Genomic DNA, 19,441 nt, shown 5'->3' with positions numbered 1-19,441 from the left:
AGCCCACGGGGCTGCGAGAGAGCACTCCCCTCGCCCGCGCGCTGACGGCGCGCGGGCCGCGTCAGGAGAGGTCGGGAGGCCCTCCGAAGGGCCACCAGACGATCGGCTTGTCGACAACGGCCCACAGCACGAGGAGCGCGGTGACCGCGAGCCCCACGAGGACCGCCAACACCGTGCCGCCGCGCCCGGGTGCGAGGTGCGCGAGGAGCGTGCGGGCGCCGTCGCGCGCGGGCCACGACATGGGGCCGAACCACAGGAGTAGCAGCGTCACGAGCGCGGTGACCGCGAGCGCGACGACGAACACCCAGTTCGCGTTCTCGGTGCCGAGCGCCGCGACGACCTCACCGTCCGGCCCGCGGAGCACGCCGCCGGTCAGGATGGCGGCGGGCGCCTCGCCGCGCGGGACGGGGACCCAGCGGTTGGTCTGGAGGAGCCACCAGAGGGTGCCGAGCACGGTCACGGTGACGCTCGCGGCGACGAGCAGGCCCGGGATCATCGTCGTCAGGGCGCGCAAGAGGTACCAGGGGTAGGCGCTGGCGGCGCGGAGCGCGTCGCCGCGCCGGACGCCCCGCTGCTCGCGGCGCGAGTGCAGGGCGTCGGTCGTCACGGAGACGGAGCGCAGCAGGAGCACCACGACGACGATCCCGGCGAGCGTCGCGATCGGGAAGAGACCGGCGAGCGCGCACACGGGGAGCGCGAGCGCGAGGAGCGCGACGGGGCGGCGCCCGTGGTGAGGTCGTTCGTAGCCGGCGTCGTGGCTGGCGTCGTCGGGATCGACGTCGTCGAAGCGGGCGTGGTCGTCCAGGTCGTCGGGCTCGGCGGTCTCGGTCTCGTCGCGCTGCGGGAGGGCGAGCGTGCGGCCGGCGCCGTCGTCGGCGACGAGCGCGGTCGTCGGGACATGGTCGTTCGCCCGGTGGTCGTTCGCGACGATGTCCTGCCACGGCGGGAGCGCGACCGTGCCGTCCGCGTCGGCCCCTTCCGGCTCCTCCTCGGTCTCGGGCTGCTCGAAGACCCCGGTAGGGACGCGCAGGACGGCGGTCCGCTGGGCGGGCGCGTCGTCGTCCGCCAACGGCGTGCGCGGCACGCCCTCGCCGTACGGGCCGACGCCCTCCCGCGCGACGAGGTCGTCAGGAGCTACCGCCGGGGCGTCGAGCGGGACGGTCACCGCGATCGGTCGGGGCACGCCCGGCGTCGACGGCGGGACGAGCTCGTGGACCTCACCCGTGCCGACGGCGTCGCCCAGGGCCTCGACGACGTCCTCGGGTGACGTGCGCCGCGCCGGGTCGGGGACGAGCGCCCCGCGCAGGGCCTCCGCGGTGATCGGGCCGGCGCCCTCGAGGTCGACCTCGCCCGCGCGGACCCGGGCGAGCACGGCCTCGAGCGGGCGGACGCCGAACGGGGCGCGGCCGGTCACGGCGAACGCGAGCGAGGCAGCCCAGCCCCACCAGTCCCCTGCCGGGGACGGCTCGGCGCCGTCGAGCAGCTCGGGCGCGAGGTAGCCGGGAGTGCCCATGACGAATCCGTGCGACGTGAGCCGCGCGTCGGCGGCGGCCTGCGCGATGCCGAAGTCGATCAGGACGGGCCCGTGCTCGGCGAGGAGGATGTTGGACGGTTTGACGTCGCGGTGCACGAGGCCGGCCTCGTGGACGGACCTCAGCGCCCTGGCGAGCTTCTCGGCGAGCTCGAGGAGGTCGTGCGCGTCGAAGGGCCCTCCGCCGAGGACCTCGTCCTCGAGGCTGGGGCCGTCGACGAGCTCCATGACGATGAACGCCTCGTGGCCGTCGGCCTCGGCGTCGAGGACGGTGACGAACGCGTCGTCGCGCACCTTGCGCATCGCGGCGACCTCGCGCAGGAGGCGGTCGCGGGACTCGGGGGTGGCCGCGTAGGCAGGGTGCAGCATCTTGAGCGCGACCTGGTTGCCCCCGCCGTCCTCGGCGACGTAGACCGTGCCGGTTGCGCCTGCGCCGAGCGGGCGCACGATCGTGTACCCACCTACCTCGTCGCCGGGAGTCCTCTCGCTGCGCTCCATAACGGCACGGTAGTCCAGAGGTCGCGCGCCCGCGGGGCGGCGCGCGCGGGCCTCCACGCGCTCTCCACGACACGGCGTCGGAGCCGCTGGGGACGCCCGTCAGACGGCCACGACCGTCTCGAAGTGTGACGCTGCCCGCTTCCCCCGCCTCTCGCCGGGCGGGTCTGGAACGCCGCGGGTATGCTCAATGAGCGCCAAACGCGAGCAAAGTCAGGTCAACTTCACGCAAAGCCGATCCGGCCGCGAAGCGCCGGACGCGCCCCGCGCGTTCGTCGAGACAGGGAGAGAACTGATGCCGACCCGCCCGAGCCCGAGCGACAACGCCACCCCGCTGGGAGACACCCCGAGCGGCCCCGCCGCCCCGGGTCACCCGCCGACGGCGCTGACGCCCCGCTCCGCCCCGTCCCCGTCCGACCTCGCGGAGCCCGGCGAGTACGACCTCGTGGTCGTCGCCAACCGCCTCCCGGTCGACCTCACGGCAGCCGAGGACGGCTCGGTCTCCTGGAAGCGGTCACCCGGCGGCCTCGTCACGGCTCTCGCCCCCGTCATGGAGGGCGCCGACGGTGCCTGGGTCGGCTGGTCCGGGAAGGCCGACGTCGAGCACGACCCGTTCGACGCGAGCGGCATCCGCTGCGTCCCCGTCACGCTCACGTCGGACGACGTCGAGCAGTACTACGAGGGTTTCTCGAACGACACCCTGTGGCCGCTGTACCACGACGTCATCGAGGCGCCGTCGTACCACCGTCAGTGGTGGGACGCGTACCGCCGCGTCAACCACCGCTTCGCCCGCGCAGCCGCAGCAGCCGCAGCCCACGGCGCGCTCGTGTGGGTGCACGACTACCAGCTCCAGCTCGTCCCGGCGATGCTCCGCACGCTGCGCCCCGACCTGCGCATCGGCTTCTTCGACCACATCCCGTTCCCGTCCCTCGAGATCTTCAGCCAGCTCCCGTGGCGCACGCAGATCATCGAGGGCCTCCTCGGCGCCGACGTGATCGGCTTCCAGCGCGCTGGCGACGCGGCGAACTTCCTGCGCGTCGCCCGCCGGCTCACGGGCCACACCGTCCGCAGCCGGGTCATCACCGTGCCGGGCAGGTCCCAGCGCGGCGCCGGCGACGCCAAGCCGGCGACCGACCGGCTCGCGCACGTCCAGGCGTTCCCCATCTCGATCGACTCGGCGCGGTTCGACGCGCTCGCGCGCCGGCCCGAGGTCCAGGAGCGCGCCCGCGAGATCCGCAACGAGCTCGGCAACCCCAAGGTCGTCATGCTCGGCGTCGACCGCCTCGACTACACCAAGGGCATCCGGCACCGCATCAAGGCCTACGGCGAGCTCCTCGCCGACGGCCGCATCGACGTCAACGACGCGACGCTCGTCCAGGTCGCGAGCCCGAGCCGTGAGAACGTCGACGCCTACCAGCAGCTCCGCGAGGACGTCGAGGGGCTGGTCGGCCGCATCAACGGCGACTACGGCGAGATCGGCCACAGCGCCATCAACTACATGCACCACTCCTACCCGCCCGAGGAGATGGCCGCGCTCTACCTCGCCGCCGACGTCCTCCTCGTGACCTCGCTGCGCGACGGCATGAACCTCGTCGCGAAGGAGTACGTCGCGGCCCGCTCCGACGAGAAGGGCGTGCTCGTCCTGTCCGAGTTCACGGGCGCTGCCGACGAGCTCGGCAAGGGCGCGCTCCTGTGCAACCCGCACGACATCGACGGTCTCAAGGAGATCCTCATGCGCGCCGCGCAGATGGAGCCCCGCGAGATGCGCCGCCGCATGCGTCGCCTGCGGCGCGTGGTCATGGAGCACGACGTCGCCGCGTGGGCGCGCAGCTTCCTCAACACCCTCGAGGCCGTGCCCGAGCCCGGCTCGGCGGCTGCCGCCCGCGAGGTCGCCGCGGAGTCGCTCGAGGGTCCCGACGCCGAGACGAGGACGGACGCCGCCCTGCTGGAGACTGCCCGTGCCTGACCCAGCCCTTGCCCTGCCGGACGACCTCGAGACCGCCCTCGCCCGCCTCGCGGGCGGGGCGGGCGCCTCGCCCGAGGCCGCGGACGGGCCCGTGCTCGTCGCGTCCGACTTCGACGGCGTCGTCGCGCGCCTCGTGGACAAGCCCGACGAGTCACGGCCCACCGCGTCCGCCGGCGCAGCCCTCGCCCGCCTCGCGGCGGGCTCGCCCGACCGCGTGCGGCTCGCCCTCGTGAGCGGGCGGCGGCTCGACGACCTCGCGCGGGTCTCCCGGGTGCCCGCGGGCACGTTGCTCGTCGGCAGCCACGGCGCCGAGCAGGGCCGCGTGACCGGCGAGGGCCTCGAGCACACGCCCGTCGCGCTCTCCGCCGACGAGGCGGACCGGCTCGAGAACCTCACGACCGCGTTCGAGGAGGTCGCGGGCACGGCCGAGGGGGCGTGGGTCGAGCACAAGCCGACGGCCGCCGTCCTCCACGTCCGGCTCGCCGGACCCGAGGACACGGTGCGGGCCACGGCCGAGGCGGTCGCCGCTTCCGAGTCGCTGGGCCTGCCGCCCATGCGCGGCAAGGACGTCGTCGAGACGGGCGTCGTCGCGACGTCCAAGGGCCAGGCTCTCGAGGCCCTGCGCGCCGAGACCGGCGCGCGCGCCGTCTTCTACATGGGCGACGACGTCACCGACGAGCGGGCGTTCGCCGTCCTGCACGACGGCGACGTCTCGGTCCGCGTCGGACCGGGCGAGACCGTGGCCCGGCACCGCGTCGCCGACCCCGACGAGGCAGCGCTCGTCCTGACCCGGCTCGCCGACCTCCTCACCGGGGCCAGCGCGCCGGGCTGACGGTGCGCCAGTGACCTCCGTCTCTCGGGATCGAGGTCACATGTGGCAAGATTGGCCCCAGCGCCTGCCACCGTCGGCAGGCGTCGTGTCAGCGAGGACAAATCTGGACCCGCAGCTCTACATGGCACTCTTCACTCGGATCGTCCGGCACGTACCTGCCGGTGAAGGGAATGGCGACAGCTATGGCTACCGTCACCTATGACAAGGCGTCTCGCATCTACCCCGGGACCGAGCGTCCCGCGGTCGACCAGCTCGACCTCCACATCGAGGACGGCGAGTTCCTCGTCCTCGTCGGCCCCTCGGGCTGTGGTAAGTCCACCTCGCTCCGCATGCTCGCGGGCCTCGAGGACGTCAACGCCGGCCGCATCCTCATCGGCGACCGCGACGTGACCGACGTCCAGCCGAAGGACCGCGACATCGCGATGGTCTTCCAGAACTACGCGCTGTACCCGCACATGACGGTCGCCGACAACATGGGCTTCGCGCTCAAGATCGCCGGCACGCCGAAGGCGGAGATCCGTCAGCGCGTCGAGGAGGCTGCGAAGATCCTCGACCTGACCGAGTACCTCGACCGCAAGCCGAAGGCGCTCTCCGGTGGTCAGCGTCAGCGTGTCGCCATGGGCCGCGCGATCGTCCGCCAGCCGCAGGTGTTCCTCATGGACGAGCCGCTGTCGAACCTCGACGCCAAGCTCCGCGTCCAGACCCGTACGCAGATCGCGTCGCTGCAGCGCCGCCTCGGCGTCACCACGGTCTACGTCACGCACGACCAGACCGAGGCGCTCACGATGGGTGACCGCATCGCGGTCCTCAAGGACGGTCTGCTCCAGCAGGTCGGCACCCCGCGCGAGATGTACGACACGCCCGCCAACGTCTTCGTCGCCGGCTTCATCGGCTCGCCCGCGATGAACCTCGGCACGTTCCGCGTCAACGGCGGCGTCGCCGAGGTCGGCCCGGCTCGCATCCCCGTGTCGCGTGCGGCCGTGGCGGCGCTCAAGCCCGAGGACGACGGCAAGATCACGCTCGGCTTCCGTCCCGAGGCGCTCGACGTCGTCTCGCAGGCCGAGGCGTCCGCGTTCCCGGTCGAGGTCAACATCGTCGAGGAGCTCGGCTCCGACGCGTTCGTCTACGGCACGCTCCGCGGCTCGCTCGCGGACGCGGACGTCCACTCGGGCGCCGGCGACAACCAGGTCATCATCCGCATCGACCCGCGCAACGTGCCCGCCAAGGGCGAGCGCATCTACGTCGCGATCCGCCCGGGCGAGGAGCACCTCTTCGCCGCCGGCTCCGGCATGCGCCTCCCGAACTGATCGCCTGATCGGTTCCCGCTGCACCCCGAGGGGGCGGTCCGGCTCGTCCGGGTCCGCCCCCTCGGGCGTGCTGGGCCCCCTCCTATGCTGGGGGCAACCCTTCCACCCTCTTCTCGTCTCGAGGCCCCCGTGCAGCAGCAGCTCACCATCTCCGCCGTCTCCCCGGACCCCGCGCTCCTCGACCTGCCGTGGCACATCCCGCTGGAGTCGTGGCCGGAGGACATCATCGCGGCGCTCCCGCGAGGCATCTCCCGGCACATCGTGCGGTTCGTCCGCGTCGACTCCGGCGTGATCGCGATCAAGGAGATCGGTGAGTCGGTCGCCTACCGCGAGTACGAGCTGCTGCGTCAGCTCAACCGCATCGGGGGCGTGCCGTGCGTCGAGCCGGTCGGAGTCATCACGGGCCGCCGCTCCCCCGAGGGCGAGCCGCTCGAGGCCGTGCTCATCACGAAGCACCTGCAGTTCTCCCTGCCGTACCGCGCTCTGTTCAGCCAGGAGCTGCGCCCCGAGACCGCGACGCGCCTGATCGACGCGCTCGCCGTGCTGCTCGTGCGCCTGCACCTCGTGGGCTTCTACTGGGGTGACGTCTCCCTCTCGAACACCCTGTTCCGCCGCGACGCGGACCGCTTCGCGGCCTACCTCGTGGACGCCGAGACGGGCGACATCCACGAGAAGCTGACCGACGGGCAGCGCAACTACGACGTCGACCTCGCGCGGACGAACATCATCGGCGAGCTCATGGACCTCGCGGCGGGCTCGCTGCTCGAGGACTCGGTCGACGAGATCGCGATCGGTGACGCGCTCGTCGCCCGGTACAACGAGCTGTGGGCTGCGCTCACCGACGAGGAGTCGTTCGAGTCGAACGAGCGCTGGCGCGTCACGGCGCGCATCGAGCGTCTCAACGCCCTCGGCTTCGACGTCGGCGAGCTGAGCATCACGACGCACGACGACGGCACGACCGTGCGCATCCAGCCGAAGGTGGTCGACGCCGGCCACCACTCGCGCCGTCTGCTGCACCTCACGGGCCTCGACGTCCAGGAGAACCAGGCACGCCGTCTGCTCAACGACCTCGACGAGTACCGTGCGTCGGGCGGGCGACAGGACGAGGACGAGGAGTTCGTGGCGCACGACTGGGTGACGAGCGTGTTCGAGCCGACCGTCCGCGCCGTGCCGCGCGAGATGCGCGGCAAGCTCGAGGCCGCCCAGATGTTCCACGAGATCCTCGACCACCGCTGGTACATCTCGCAGCAGCAGCGCCGCGACGTGCCGATGAGCGAGGCGACCGCGAGCTACGTCATGAACGTCCTGCGGCACCGCCGCGACGAGGCCGCGCTGCTAGGCGGATAAGCCGCCGCCGCGAGCGGCACGCCGCCCAGGAGGGCGCAGACAGTACGAAGGGCGGGCGCCCGTGGCGCCCGCCCTTCGTCGTACCCATCCTGTCGGCTGTGCCCGCCGGGGTCAGCCGCGCTGGCCCGCGACCTCGTAGAGGGCGATGCCCGCCGCGACGCCCGCGTTGAGCGACTCGGTCTCGGACGCGATCGGGATCGACGCGATCGCGTCGCACGTCTCGCGGACGAGCCGCGAGAGGCCCTTGCCCTCGGAGCCGACGACGAGCACGAGGGGATCGCTCGCGTACGGGAGGTCGCGCACGGACACGTCACCGCCAGCGTCGAGCCCGACGACGAAGCAGCCGGCCTCGCGGAACGTCTCGAGCGCACGCACGAGGTTCGTCACGCGGGCGACGGGCACGCGCGCGGCCGCACCGGCGGAGACCTTCCACGCGGACGCCGTCATGGAGGCGGCGCGACGCTCGGGGACGAGCACGCCGTGCGCCCCGAACGCGCCCGCGGAGCGCAGGACCGCGCCGAGGTTGCGCGGGTCGGTGATCGAGTCGAGCGCGACGACGAGCGGCGCACGGCCGGACGCGGCCGCGGCGTCGAGCAGGTCGTCGACGTCGGCGTACTCGTACGGCGGGACCTGGAGCGCGACGCCCTGGTGCACGGCACCGTCGGTCAGACGGTCGAGCTCGGGCTTGGTGACCTCGAGGATGTTCATGCGTCGCTCGGAGGCGATCAGCAGGATCTCCTTGGTGCGGTCGTCCGCCTCGAGCCGCGACGCGATGTAGACGTTCGACACGGGGATGTCGGCGCGCAGCGCCTCGAGGACGGAGTTGCGCCCGGCGACCATCTCGTGGGTCGAGGAACGGCCGCCACCGGTACGGCGGCCTGCCTGGCTGCCGCGGCGCTGCGTCGCGTTGCGACGCTCGGCCGCCACCTTGGCCTTGTACGCCGGGTGGTAGGGACGCTCCTCGGCCTTGGGCGTGGGGCCCTTGCCCTCGAGGGCCTTCCGGCTGTGACCGCCGGTGCCGACGCGGGCGCCCTTCTTGGAGCCCGGCTTGCGGGTCGCGCCTCGGCGCTGGGAGTTGCCTGCCATCAGTTCTCGTCCTTCGGGGTGTCGGTGGCCAGGGACCAGCGGGCTCCCTGCGGGGAGTCCTCCACCACGATCCCGGCGGCGGTGAGGCGGTCGCGGACGGCGTCCGCGGTCGCGAAGTCGCGCTCGGCGCGGGCGGCTGCCCGCCGCTCGAGCTCGGCGGTGACGAGGGCGTCGAGAGCGCGCGCGGCGCGGTCGTCGGTCGTGCTGCGCGCCCACGTGCTCGACGCGGGGTCCAGGCCGAGGACGTCGAGCATCGCCCGGACCTGCACGAGCGCCTCACGCACCTGGGCGTTCTGCCCGGCCGCGAGCGCGGAGTTGCCGGCACGCACGGCCTCGTGGACGGCCGCGAGGGCGACCGACACGTTGAGGTCGTCGTTCATCGCGTCGACGAACGCCGCTGGCAGCTCGCTCGTGCGCACCTCGTCCTCGGTGACGACGTCGACCTGCTCGGAGGCACGCTCGACGAAGCCCTCGAGGCGCGACCAGGTTGCCTCGGCGTCGGCGAGGGTGTCCTCGCTCCACTCGATCATCGAGCGGTACTGGACGGCCGTCAGGGCGTAGCGGACGATGACGGCCCGCGCCCGGCCGAGCAGCTCGGAGACGAGCAGCCCGTTGCCGAGCGACTTGCTCATCTTGGTGCCGCCCTGCGTGACCCATGCGGAGTGCATCCACAGCCCGGCGAACTCGTCGCCGGCGGCGCGGGACTGCGCCTGCTCGTTCTCGTGGTGCGGGAAGCGCAGGTCGAGGCCGCCGCCGTGGATGTCGAAGGCTGAGCCGAGGTAGCGGCGCGCCATGGCGGAGCACTCGAGGTGCCAGCCGGGACGGCCGCGACCGAAGGGGGTGGGCCACGACGCCGTCTCGGGCTCGCCGGGGCGGCTCGCCTTCCACAGCGCGAAGTCGTGCGGGTTGCGTTTGCCGAGCTCGTCGCCGTCGGAGTCGGCGGCGACGGTGAGGTCCTCGGGACGCTGGTTCGTCAGGGAGCCGTAGTCGGACCACGACTCCACGTCGAAGAACACGTTGCCGGGTGTCGTCGTGTACGCGTGGCCGCGCTCGACGAGCTGCTCCATGAGCTCGACCATGTCGGTCACGTGCGCGGTCGCGTGCGGCGCGTACGTGGGGCGCAGGACGCCGAGCGCGTCGTACGCCTCGGTGAACGCCTGCTCGTTGAGGTAGGCGTGCGCCCACCAGGGGCGGCCGGCCTCGGCGGCCTTCGCGAGGATCTTGTCGTCGATGTCCGTGACGTTCTGGATCATCGTGACCTCGTGGCCGGTGCGGCGCAGCCAGCGGACGAGCACGTCGAACGCCACGGCGGAGCGCATGTGCCCGATGTGGGGTGCGCTCTGCACGGTGGCGCCACAGAGGTAGATGCCGACCTTGCCGGGGGTTCGTGGCTGGAAGTCGCGCACCTCGCGCGTCGCTGTGTCGTACAGGCGTAGGGTCACGGCTCCAAGGCTACCGTCCGCGGCGCGTCTGCCCTTGCTGGGAGCCGTTCAGGCGAAGGCCTTTCCCTCGCCGCGGTACGTGGGGACGGTCTGCTCGATGCGGTCGCCCCGCACGAGGTGGACGTGGGTGACGTGCTCCATGACCTCGCCGGCCTTCGCGTGCCGCATCCAGACGCGGTCGCCGACGCGCGCCGTCGTGCCGCGCGGGAGGCGCAGCGGGGTCTGCACCTCGCCGGGGCCCTCGGTGCCGACGTACCGCATGCCTGCGGGGAACGTCAGGCGCGGTAGGCGGCTCTCGCTCGCGGGTCCTGAGGCGACGTAGCCGCCGCCGAAGGCGGTCGCGATGCCGCGGCGCGGCAGCCTCACGACGTCGAGCCCGACGAGAGCGGCGGGCCTGCGGGCGACGGTGCGGTAGTCGTCGAAGAGGCCGGGCACGTAGAGCCCGGAGCCTGCGGTGACCTCGGTGACGGTCGGGTCGGCGGCGCTCGTCTCGAGCGAGCCGGTGCCGCCCGAGTTCACGAGGGAGACGGGCCGCCCGAGGACGTCCTCGACCGCGCGGCGCACCTGGGTGCGGCGCACGGCGAGGTCCGCGACGGACAGCCGCTTGACGAGCCGCACGGCCGGGCTCGAGTCGGGCAGGCCTGCGACCTGCGCCTCGTAGAACATGAGCCCGACGACCTCGACGCCGTCGTACGCGCCGATCGCCGCCGCGAGCGCCGCGGCCTCCGCGGGCGTGTGCACGGGCGAGCGGCGCACGCCGAGGTGGGCGCGCCAGCGGCCGACGCCGGGACGCAGGGACGCGTCGACGTCGAGGCACAGCCGCACGGGCGGGGCGTCCGCGGCGCCCCGCGCCGCGTGCTCGCGGACGGCACGTGCGACGAGCTCGACCTGCGCGACGTCGTCGACCATGAGGGTGACCGCCCGGCGGGCGGCCGGCGAGGCCGCGAGCGCGGCGAGCGCACCGCGGTCGACGGTCGGGTACCCGACGAGGACGTCGTCGTGCCCGTGCTCGACGAGCCAGCACGCCTCGGCGAGGGAGAACGCCATGACGCCCGCCCAGCCGGGCCGCGCGAGGGCCGCGTCGACGAGGCTGCGCACGCGCACCGACTTCGACGCGAGGCGCACGGGCGTCCCGCCCGCACGACGCACGAGGTCGTCGGCGTTCGCCTCGAACGCGTCGAGGTCGACGACGACGAGCGGTCCCGCGAGGTGCGCGGTCGCGGCGTCGAGACGTTCCCTCAGGCCCATGGCTCCTCCTTCTCCCGGACCATTGACTCACGTGTGGACCTGCGCGGATAGTGCGGTGTGGTCTTCTCCTCCCCCACGGGCGACGCAGCCCGCCAGCAGCCGTGGACGACGTGGGGCGGTTCGGCGTCCTGCACGCCCGCGCACCGCTTCGCCCCGCGCTCGGTCGGCGACGTCGTCCGGGTCGTGCGCAGGGCGCGCGAGGTCGGGCGCACGGTCCGCGCGGTCGGCGCGGGCCACTCGTTCTCGCCGGTCGCGACGACCGACGGCGTCATGCTCTCGCTCGACGCGCTCGACCACGTGGACCAGCCCGTACGGCTCGCCTCCCCCGAAGGGCGGGTGACGCACGAGGTGCGGGTCGGCGCCGGCATCCGGCTGCACGCCCTCAACGACGCGCTCGCCGCGCACGGCCTCGCGCTGTCGAACCTCGGTGACATCGACCGGCAGTCGATCGCGGGCGCGATCTCGACGGGCACGCACGGCACGGGCGGGGACGCGGGCACGGGAGCCGGGCTCGCCGCGCAGGTGCGGGCCGTCGAGCTCGTCGTCGCGGACGGGTCGGTCGTGCGGGCGTCGCGCGACGAGAACCCCGACCTGTTCGAGGCCGCCCGCCTGGGCCTCGGGGCGCTCGGCGTCCTCGTCTCGGTGACGCTCGGTGCCGAGCCCGCGTACGTCCTCCAGGCGCGCGAGGAGCCGTGGCCGCTCGAGCGCGCGCTCGGGGCCGTCGCGGACGGCTCGTTCCTCGCTGGGGACCACGCGGAGCTGTACTGGTTCCCGCACACGCGCACGGCCCTGACGAAGCGCAACGACCGTCGCGCGCTCGACGACGCGCCCCTCGACCCCCTGCGCGGCTGGGTCGACGACGAGCTGCTGTCGAACGGCGTCTTCGAGCTGACGAACCGGCTCGCCCGCGCCGTGCCCGGCTCGATCCCGACGATCAACCGGGTCTCGTCGCGCGCGCTCGGCGCGCGCCGCTTCACCGCGCCGTCGCACGAGGTGTTCGTCTCACGCCGCCGCGTGCGGTTCGTCGAGTCCGAGTGGGCGGTCCCGCTCGAGGCGGTCGCGGACGTGCTGCGCGACGTCGAGGACTGGCTCGCCCGGACGGGCGAGCTCGTGTCCTTCCCCGTCGAGGTGCGGTTCGCCCGCGCGGACGACGTGTGGCTGTCGACGTCGCACGGACGCGCGACCGCGTACGTCGCAGTGCACCAGTACTGGCGCACCGACCCGACGCGGTACTTCACGGCGGTGCAGGAGATCGTGGCGGCGTACGACGGTCGCCCGCACTGGGGCAAGATGCACACGCTCGGCGCCGAGCGTCTGCGCGAGCTCTACCCGCGGTTCGACGACTTCGTCGCGGTGCGCGACGCCGTCGACCCGGACGGTGTCTTCACGAACGGCTACCTCGAGCGGGTGCTCGGACGATGAGCGACGACGACGCGCCGGAGCTGTCCCCCGAGGCGCAGGGCTGCCGGGCGCTGTGCCTCGACCTGCCGGACGCGACGTCCGACTTCCCGTTCGGGACGGCCGCGGAGGCGTTCCGCGTGCGCCGCAAGATCTTCGCGCTGGTGACCCGCCACCCGAAGGTGGGTGGGGAGCACTGGCACGTGAACCTCAAGGCGGACCCGGAGCTCGTGCCCGGCCTCGTCGCCGCGCACGAGGACGTCCTGCCCGGCTGGCACCAGAACAAGCGGCACTGGGTGTCGGTCGTGCTGCACCCGGACCTCGACCGGGAGCTGCTCGAGCAGCTCGTCGAGGACTCGTACGATCTCGTCGTGAGCGGGCTGCCCGTCTCGAAGCGCCCGATGACGCACTGAGCCTGCCGGTCAGGCGCTGACGGGCACGACGAGCGCCGTCGCGATCGCGGCGACGCCCTCGCCGCGGCCGGTGAGGCCGAGCGCGTCGGTCGTCGTCGCGGTGACCGTGACGGGTGCACCGGCGGCCGCGCTCAGGGCGTCCTGCGCCTCGGCGCGGCGCGTGCCGATCTTGGGACGGTTGCCGATCACCTGGACGGCGACGTTGCCGATGTCGAATCCCGCCGCGCGCACGCGGCGCGCGGCCTCGGCGAGCAGGACGGCGCCGGCGGCACCGGCCCACCCGGGGTCGGCGGTGCCGAAGTTCGAGCCGAGGTCACCAAGACCGGACGCGGAGAACAGTGCGTCGGCGGCTGCGTGGGCCGCGACGTCAGCGTCGGAGTGGCCGGCGAGGCCGCGCTCCCCGGGCCAGTGCAGGCCGGCGAGCCAGAGGTCGCGGGGCGCGTCGTGAGGGGCGTAGGCGTGGACGTCCACGCCGATGCCGGTGCGGGGCAGGGTCATGAGCGCTCCTCGAGCTGGGCGGGTCGTCGCCGCGCGTCGGCGCCGCGCGACTGACGCTCGCAGGCTATCGCGGGTGCCCCGCCGCGCAGCCGCTGGGTGTGCCCGCGGGCGCCACCGCTGGCAGCGCTCTGGGGCGGGGCGGCCCTGGAGACAGGACGAGCCCCCACCCAGCGGGCGGGGGCTCGTCCAGCAGATCTGTGCGGCTCAGGAAGCGAGAACCTCGTCGAGGATCGCCTCGGCCTTCTCTTCCTCGGTGTGCTCTGCGAGCGCGAGCTCGGAGACGAGGATCTGGCGGGCCTTCGCGAGCATGCGCTTCTCGCCGGCGGAAAGGCCACGGTCGGCGTCACGACGCGACAGGTCGCGCACGACCTCGGCGACCTTGATGACGTCGCCCGACGCGAGCTTCTCGAGGTTCGCCTTGTAGCGACGCGACCAGTTGGTCGGCTCCTCGGTGTACGGCGCCCGCAGGACCTCGAACACGCGGTCGAGGCCTTCCTGCCCGACGACGTCACGGACGCCCACGAGGTCGACGTTCTCAGCCGGGACCTCGATCGTGAGGTCGCCCTGGGCGACCTTCAGCTTGAGGTAGGTCTTTTCCTCTCCGCGAATCGTCCGGACCTTGATCTCTTCGATCAGAGCTGCTCCGTGGTGCGGGTAGACGACCGTCTCCCCAACTGTGAAAGTCATCGGCAAAATTCCCCTTTCGCGGACCCCTATCTTATCATGCGAAGTTCTCAACTCTGCGTGGGATCTGGCCGATCTGGGCCAAGGAGGGGTAGCCTCTGCCCCTCGGTCTCCCCCGACCTGCACGACCGTCACGACGCCGTGTCCGCCCTCACGTCGGCTGCCGCGCAGTCCTGCGGCAGACGCGGTCGTCCCGCCCGGCCCGCAACCACTAGAGTGGGGGTCGGCTCTCCGATACCACGGCGCGGCCCTCGCCACCTGGGACCTCGCGTAGGACCTGTGCGCAGCGGCGTCGGCTCGGAGGCCTGACGACCCCAGGGCCTTCCAGGCCCGCCCGACCACAGGAGAGCACGTGAACCGCCACCAGACCCGCCGCGGCCTCGCCGTCGGCATCGCCCTCGCCGTCGCAGCCGGGCTCGGCGCCTGCTCCCCCATCACGACCAAGCTCCAGTACGCGGCGTCCGACGGCGTGCGCGTCGAGGTCGGCGACGCCGTCACGGTGCAGAACCTCATGATCGTCGCTGCCGCCCAGGGCGAGCCCGGCGCGGTGCAGGGCGCCGTCGTCAACAACGGCGGCGAGGACGCGACCGTCACGATCGGCTCGCTCACGGTCACCGCGCCCGCAGGCGAGACGGTCCTCCTCGGCGGCGCCGAGGGCGAGGAGCTCGTCGTCGACTCCGTGCCCGCCGCACCGGGCGCGACCGCGCAGCTGCCGGTCGGCCTCGCGGGCGCCGAGGGCGAGACGGTCTACGTCCCCGTCCTCGACGGCACGCTCCCCGAGTACGCGGACCTCGTCCCTGCGGACGCCTGAACCGGCACCGCACCGAGCACCACGAAGGCTCCGGCTCCCGCGAGGGAGCCGGAGCCTTCGTCGTCGCGCGGGCCGGGGCCTGTCACCCGAAGCGGCCCGAGATGTAGTCCTCCGTCGCGGCGACCGTGGGCGACGAGAAGATCGTCGCCGTGTCGCCCATCTCGACCAGACGCCCGGGCTGCCCCGTGCCCGCGATGTTGAAGAACGCGGTCGCGTCGCTCACGCGGGCGGCCTGCTGCATGTTGTGCGTGACGATCACGATCGTGTAGTCGTCCTTGAGCTGCGAGATCAGGTCCTCGATCGCGAGCGTCGAGATCGGGTCGAGCGCCGAGCACGGCTCGTCCATGAGGAGCACCTGCGGCTTCACCGCGATCGCCCGCGCGATGCACAGACGCTGCTGCTGGCCGCCCGAGAGCGACGAGCCCGGGCGGTCGAGCCGGTCCTTGACCTCGTTCCAGAGGTTCGCACCGCGCAGCGACTCCTCGACGAGGTCGGCGGCGTCGGCCTTCGAGATGCGCTTGTTGTTGAGCTTCACGCCGGCGAGCACGTTGTCGGCGATCGACATGGTCGGGAACGGGTTGGGCCGCTGGAACACCATGCCGACCTGCCTGCGGACCTGCACCGGGTCGACGTCGGACGCGTAGAGGTCCTGGCCGTCCATGACGGCCTTCCCCTCGACGCGCGCGCCGGGGATCACCTCGTGCATGCGGTTCAGGGTCCGCAGGAACGTCGACTTGCCGCAGCCGGACGGGCCGATGAGCGACGTCACCGCGCGCGGCTCGATCGCCATCGTGACGTCCTGCACCGCGAGGAAGTCGCCGTAGTAGACGTTGAGGTCGGAGATGTCGATGCGCTTGGACATGGATTTCCTCTCGAGCGCCGAGCCGCGGCTCAGCGGTGGGTCCGGGGAGCGAAGGCGCGGCTGATCGCGCGGGCGACGAGGTTGAGGAGCATGACGACGAGGATGAGCGTGAGCGCAGCGGCCCACGCACGGTCCACCCCGACGCCGCCCTGGTGGTACTGGTTGTAGGCGAACACCGGGAGGGTGGCCATGCGCCCCTCGACGACGTCCCAGCTCGTGCGGGTGACGATGCCGACCGTGATGAGCAGCGGCGCGGTCTCACCGATGACGCGGGCGACCGCGAGCATGACGCCGGTGACGATGCCGGCGACGGACGTGCGCAGCACGACCTTGACGACCGTGAGCCACTTCGGGACGCCGAGCGCGTAGGACGCCTCGCGCAGCTCGTCCGGGACGAGCCGCAGCATCTCCTCGACCGAGCGGATCACGACGGGCGTCATGAGGACCGCGAGCGCGACGGCACCCATGAGACCCGAGCGGTAGGCAGGCCCCATGACGAGCGTGAACAGCGCGAACGCGAAGAGCCCGGCGACGATCGAGGGGATGCCCGTCATGACGTCGACGAGGAACGTGATCGCGCGGGCCACGGCGCCACGCCCGTACTCGACGAGGTAGATCGCCGTGAGCAGCCCGACCGGTACGGAGATGACCGTCGCGGTCACCGTCACCATGAGGGTCCCGACGATCGCGTGCGCCACCCCTCCGGACGTCATGTCGCCGAAGACGCCGACCATGTCGGTCGTGAGGAACTCGACCGAGAAGAGGGCCGCGCCGCGCGACCCGACGGTCCACAGCAGCGAGACGAGCGGGACGAGCGCGAGCGCGAAGGCGAAGGTCACGAGCGTCGTCGCGAGCCGGTCCGCGCACCGGCGCGGCCCCTCGAGGACGCGCGACGCCGTCGTCAGCCCGACGAGGTGCAGCGCTGCCGCGAGCGCGACGACGGACACGACGGTCGGCGTGCCCGCGAGCAGGAGCGCGGCGTACGCGACGGCGAGCGAGCCTGCGCCGGACGCCCACGGCGTCCAGCGCGGGAGGGTGCGGTAGCCGCCCGAGCGGAGCAGGTCCGCGGTCGAGAGCTCGGTGGTGTCGACGGTGGTCATCAGCTGGCTCCCGAGAACTCGGCGCGGCGCGCGATGATCCACCGGGCGACCATGTTCACCGCGAACGTGATGACGAACAGGGCGAGCCCGGTGGCGATCAGGACGGAGACGGACAGCCCCGACGCCTCGGGGAACTTCGCGGCGATGTTCGCGGCGATCGTCTGGTGCTGGCCGGGCTTGAGCAGGAAGAACGAGAACAGGTAGCCGGGCGACAGGATCATCAGGACGGCCATCGTCTCGCCGAGCGCGCGGCCCAGGCCGAGCATCGCGGCGCTCACGAGCCCGGAGCGGCCGAACGGCAGGACGGCCGTGCGGACCATCTCCCAGCGCGTCGCGCCGAGCGCGAGCGCCGCCTCCTCGTGGAGGCGCGGCGTCTGCAGGAACACCTCGCGGGCGACGGCGGTGATGATCGGCAGGATCATCACGGCGAGCACGGTCGCCGCCATGAGCACGTTGCGGGCGGGTGCTGCGTATCCCTCGAAGACCGGGACGCCGCCGAGGACGTCCGTCAGCCACCGGAACACAGGGTCGAGGACCCCCGAGAGCCAGAGCGCGCCCCACAGGCCGTAGACGACCGACGGGATCGCGGCGAGCAGGTCGATCACGTAGCCGAGCGCCTGCGCGGCCCGGCGCGGCGCGTAGTGCGAGATGAACAGCGCGATGCCGACCGAGAGCGGGACGGCGATGACGAGCGCGAGGAGCGCGGACAGGAGCGTCCCGAAGACGAGCGGGCCGACGTACTCGGCGATCGACGCGCCGCGCAGCCAGGAGATCGTCGCGAGCTCGTCGTCGCTCGCGGTCAGCGCGGGCCAGGCCCGCAGCACGAGGAAGACGGCGACGGCCGCGAGCACGACGAGGATCGTCAGGCCCGCGGCGGCGGAGAGCCCGTGGAAGACCTTGTCGGCGATCCGGCGGGTGCCGGACGCGCGGAGGAACACCTCGGCGGCGACCGTCGCGCCGTCGGGCTGGGCGTCGTCGGGTCGAGCAGCCTCCGCTCGTCCCGGCTGGGCACCGCGCCGAGGTGGGACGGTGCCACCGGGCGTGGCGGCAGCGCCCTGGGGCGGGGTGCCCTCGGGCGCGGCACCCGCGGGAGCGGGGGCGGTGGCCTCCGGGGAGGCGTGCGAGCCGGTCACGGCCACGTCATCTCCAGTTCTGCGCTGCTCTCGCAGCATGGTCGTCTCGGGCCCGGCGTCTCGGGCGGGGCGGCGGAGGCGGTGCCTCTCGCCGACGGCGGGGCGGCGGGCGTCCCAGCGCCCGCCGCCTCGCGCGTCACTTCGCGGCGATCGCGTCGATCGCGGCCTGGGCCTCGGTGCGCAGGGCGTCCGAGATCGGGGCCGAGCCGGCGACCGCGGGGTCGGCGGCACGCTCCTGGCCGTCGGGCGACGCGACGTACGTCAGGAACGCCTTGACGTTCGCGGCGTCGGCCGGGTCCTCGTAGACGGAGCACGCGACCGAGTATGAGATGAGGACGAGCGGGTAGGCGCCGGGCTCGGTCGTCGTGCGGTCGAGCTCGACGACGAGCCTCTTGTCGGTCGCGTCCTCGGCGCGCGGCGACGCGTCGACGACCTTCGCCGCGGCCTCGGCCGAGAACGGCACGTACTCGTCGCCGACCTTGATCGCGACCGTGCCGAGGTCGCCGGCGCGAGACGCGTCGGCGTAGCCGATCGTCCCCTCCGCAGCCGCGACCGTGTCCACGACGCCGGAGGTGCCCTGCGCGGACTGCCCGCCCTCGACGGGCCAGTCGCCCGAGACCTCGTGCGGCCACGCGCCGTCGCCCGCGGCGGCGAGGTACTCGACGAAGTTCTCGGTCGTGCCCGACTCGTCGGAGCGGCTCACGGGCGTGATCGCGAGGTCCGGGAGCGTGACGCCGTCGTTCTCCGCGGCAATCGCCGGGTCGTTCCACGTCGTGATGTCGCCGTTGAAGATCTTCGCGATCGTCTCGGCCGACAGCTGCAGGTGCTCGGTGCCGAGGTCCGGGAGGTTGTAGATGACGGCGATCGGGCTGATGTAGAGGGGCAGCTCGAGCGCCTCGCCGCCGTAGCACCGCTCGGTCGCGGCGGTCAGCTCCTCGGGCTTGAGGGCGGCGTCCGAGCCGGCGAGCTGCACGGAACCCGCGAGGAACTGCTCGCGGCCGGCACCCGAACCGGCGGGGTCGTAGCTGAGCGCGACGTTCGGGGCGATGTCACCGAACCCCGCGATCCACCCCTCCATGGCCTTCCCCTGGGAGGAGGCACCGGCGCCGGCGAGGATGCCGGACAGCTCGTCGGTCGCGGCCGAGTCGCCCGAGGTCGTGGCCCCGCCCGAGGAGGTCGGCGCGTCGGAGCCGCCGCAGGCGGCGAGAGCGAGGGTGAGGGCGCCGACGGCGAGGGCTGCCCCGGCGCGGGTGGTGCGGCTGAGAGTCACGAGGATCTCCGTCCTGTG

Annotated in this window: 17 protein-coding genes; 7 read left to right on the top strand and 10 right to left on the bottom strand. The window is 73.1% G+C overall.

Translation table 11 applies throughout. The features are described from left to right. Positions 1-61 precede the first annotated feature (61 nt). Positions 62-2,029 (bottom strand): serine/threonine-protein kinase, encoded by a 1,968-nt coding sequence (locus ATL41_RS10435; protein ID WP_098458413.1) that lies wholly within the window; start codon positions 2,027-2,029, stop codon positions 62-64. Between the two features lie 292 nt (positions 2,030-2,321). Here ATL41_RS10435 and ATL41_RS10430 point away from each other — a divergent pair, with 292 nt between their 5' ends. The 4 genes from ATL41_RS10430 (at position 2,322) to ATL41_RS10415 (ending at position 7,478) form a co-directional block, all read left to right on the top strand. Continuing rightward, a complete protein-coding gene (locus ATL41_RS10430; protein WP_098458412.1) occupies positions 2,322-3,992 on the top strand; it encodes an alpha,alpha-trehalose-phosphate synthase (UDP-forming) in 1,671 nt (556 codons plus the stop codon). Then, positions 3,985-4,824: a trehalose-phosphatase gene (otsB, locus tag ATL41_RS10425; protein ID WP_245854765.1), complete on the top strand. Its 840-nt coding sequence runs from the start codon at positions 3,985-3,987 to the stop codon at positions 4,822-4,824. The genes ATL41_RS10430 and otsB overlap by 8 nt, the downstream gene beginning before the upstream one ends. A 182-nt stretch (positions 4,825-5,006) precedes the next feature. Then, the gene (locus tag ATL41_RS10420) at positions 5,007-6,131 is read left to right on the top strand and encodes an ABC transporter ATP-binding protein (protein WP_098458411.1); all 1,125 of its coding nucleotides are present in this window, start codon (positions 5,007-5,009) and stop codon (positions 6,129-6,131) included. Between the two features lie 84 nt (positions 6,132-6,215). After that, entirely contained in the window at positions 6,216-7,478 is a 1,263-nt protein-coding gene (locus ATL41_RS10415) for a DUF4032 domain-containing protein (protein ID WP_098458410.1), read from the top strand. A gap of 111 nt (positions 7,479-7,589) precedes the next feature. Here ATL41_RS10415 and rlmB read toward each other — a convergent pair whose 3' ends face one another. Genes rlmB through ATL41_RS10400 form a run of 3 tightly spaced genes read right to left on the bottom strand, consistent with a single transcriptional unit; the run spans position 7,590 to position 11,254 of the window. Beyond that, a complete protein-coding gene (rlmB, locus tag ATL41_RS10410) occupies positions 7,590-8,564 on the bottom strand; it encodes a 23S rRNA (guanosine(2251)-2'-O)-methyltransferase RlmB (protein WP_098458409.1) in 975 nt (324 codons plus the stop codon). Continuing rightward, positions 8,564-10,006 carry a cysteine--tRNA ligase gene (cysS, locus tag ATL41_RS10405; protein ID WP_098458408.1) on the bottom strand — a complete coding sequence of 481 codons (1,443 nt, stop codon included), beginning with the start codon at positions 10,004-10,006 and terminating at the stop codon, positions 8,564-8,566. Before cysS ends, rlmB begins: the two co-directional genes overlap by 1 nt. A gap of 48 nt (positions 10,007-10,054) precedes the next feature. Continuing rightward, positions 10,055-11,254: an alanine racemase gene (locus ATL41_RS10400; protein WP_098458407.1), complete on the bottom strand. Its 1,200-nt coding sequence runs from the start codon at positions 11,252-11,254 to the stop codon at positions 10,055-10,057. Positions 11,255-11,311: 57 nt separating this feature from the next. Between ATL41_RS10400 and ATL41_RS10395 the strand changes: the two genes are divergently transcribed. Both ATL41_RS10395 and ATL41_RS10390 read left to right on the top strand, forming a co-directional pair. Beyond that, positions 11,312-12,676 (top strand): D-arabinono-1,4-lactone oxidase, encoded by a 1,365-nt coding sequence (locus ATL41_RS10395; protein WP_098458406.1) that lies wholly within the window; start codon positions 11,312-11,314, stop codon positions 12,674-12,676. Continuing rightward, positions 12,673-13,065, top strand: a complete 393-nt coding sequence (locus ATL41_RS10390) for an MmcQ/YjbR family DNA-binding protein (RefSeq protein ID WP_098458405.1) — start codon at positions 12,673-12,675, stop codon at positions 13,063-13,065. The genes ATL41_RS10395 and ATL41_RS10390 overlap by 4 nt, the downstream gene beginning before the upstream one ends. Positions 13,066-13,074: 9 nt before the next feature. On the opposite strand, the gene ispF is transcribed toward ATL41_RS10390, so the two are convergent. Both ispF and ATL41_RS10380 read right to left on the bottom strand, forming a co-directional pair. Beyond that, a complete protein-coding gene (gene ispF / locus ATL41_RS10385) occupies positions 13,075-13,563 on the bottom strand; it encodes a 2-C-methyl-D-erythritol 2,4-cyclodiphosphate synthase (protein WP_098458404.1) in 489 nt (162 codons plus the stop codon). 204 nt (positions 13,564-13,767) lie between these two features. Next, positions 13,768-14,250 (bottom strand): CarD family transcriptional regulator, encoded by a 483-nt coding sequence (locus ATL41_RS10380; protein ID WP_098458403.1) that lies wholly within the window; start codon positions 14,248-14,250, stop codon positions 13,768-13,770. Positions 14,251-14,599: 349 nt separating this feature from the next. On the opposite strand from ATL41_RS10380, the gene ATL41_RS10375 reads away from it, so the two are divergent. Beyond that, entirely contained in the window at positions 14,600-15,058 is a 459-nt protein-coding gene (locus tag ATL41_RS10375; RefSeq protein ID WP_098458402.1) for a hypothetical protein, read from the top strand. A gap of 82 nt (positions 15,059-15,140) precedes the next feature. Here the strand turns inward: ATL41_RS10375 and pstB are convergent, their stop codons facing one another. The 4 genes from pstB to pstS form a co-directional block, all read right to left on the bottom strand. Next, on the bottom strand, positions 15,141-15,920 hold the full coding sequence (gene pstB, locus ATL41_RS10370; RefSeq protein WP_098458401.1) for a phosphate ABC transporter ATP-binding protein PstB: 780 nt from the start codon (positions 15,918-15,920) through the stop codon (positions 15,141-15,143). 29 nt (positions 15,921-15,949) lie between these two features. Beyond that, entirely contained in the window at positions 15,950-17,020 is a 1,071-nt protein-coding gene (pstA, locus tag ATL41_RS10365; protein WP_098458400.1) for a phosphate ABC transporter permease PstA, read from the bottom strand. Continuing rightward, on the bottom strand, positions 17,020-17,958 hold the full coding sequence (gene pstC, locus ATL41_RS10360; RefSeq protein ID WP_098459054.1) for a phosphate ABC transporter permease subunit PstC: 939 nt from the start codon (positions 17,956-17,958) through the stop codon (positions 17,020-17,022). The genes pstA and pstC overlap by 1 nt, the downstream gene beginning before the upstream one ends. A gap of 331 nt (positions 17,959-18,289) precedes the next feature. Further along, positions 18,290-19,423, bottom strand: coding sequence for a phosphate ABC transporter substrate-binding protein PstS (gene pstS, locus ATL41_RS10355; protein WP_098458399.1), 1,134 nt, complete (start codon positions 19,421-19,423; stop codon positions 18,290-18,292). Between the last annotated feature and the right edge of the window lie 18 nt (positions 19,424-19,441).

This window comes from Flavimobilis soli, from assembly GCF_002564025.1.
GTDB classification, from domain to species: domain Bacteria; phylum Actinomycetota; class Actinomycetes; order Actinomycetales; family Cellulomonadaceae; genus Flavimobilis; species Flavimobilis soli.
This window is presented reverse-complemented; position numbering and strand designations above follow the sequence as displayed.

Coding starts and splice junctions, on each gene's coding strand:
- ATL41_RS10435 (WP_098458413.1), bottom strand. CDS start 2,029: ATGGAGCGCAGCGAGAGGACTCCCGGCGACGAGGTAGGTGGGTACACG.
- ATL41_RS10430 (WP_098458412.1), top strand. CDS start 2,322: ATGCCGACCCGCCCGAGCCCGAGCGACAACGCCACCCCGCTGGGAGAC.
- ATL41_RS10420 (WP_098458411.1), top strand. CDS start 5,007: ATGGCTACCGTCACCTATGACAAGGCGTCTCGCATCTACCCCGGGACC.
- ATL41_RS10415 (WP_098458410.1), top strand. CDS start 6,216: ATGCTGGGGGCAACCCTTCCACCCTCTTCTCGTCTCGAGGCCCCCGTG.
- rlmB (WP_098458409.1), bottom strand. CDS start 8,564: ATGGCAGGCAACTCCCAGCGCCGAGGCGCGACCCGCAAGCCGGGCTCC.
- ATL41_RS10400 (WP_098458407.1), bottom strand. CDS start 11,254: ATGGGCCTGAGGGAACGTCTCGACGCCGCGACCGCGCACCTCGCGGGA.
- ATL41_RS10390 (WP_098458405.1), top strand. CDS start 12,673: ATGAGCGACGACGACGCGCCGGAGCTGTCCCCCGAGGCGCAGGGCTGC.
- ispF (WP_098458404.1), bottom strand. CDS start 13,563: ATGACCCTGCCCCGCACCGGCATCGGCGTGGACGTCCACGCCTACGCC.
- ATL41_RS10380 (WP_098458403.1), bottom strand. CDS start 14,250: ATGACTTTCACAGTTGGGGAGACGGTCGTCTACCCGCACCACGGAGCA.
- pstB (WP_098458401.1), bottom strand. CDS start 15,920: ATGTCCAAGCGCATCGACATCTCCGACCTCAACGTCTACTACGGCGAC.
- pstA (WP_098458400.1), bottom strand. CDS start 17,020: ATGACCACCGTCGACACCACCGAGCTCTCGACCGCGGACCTGCTCCGC.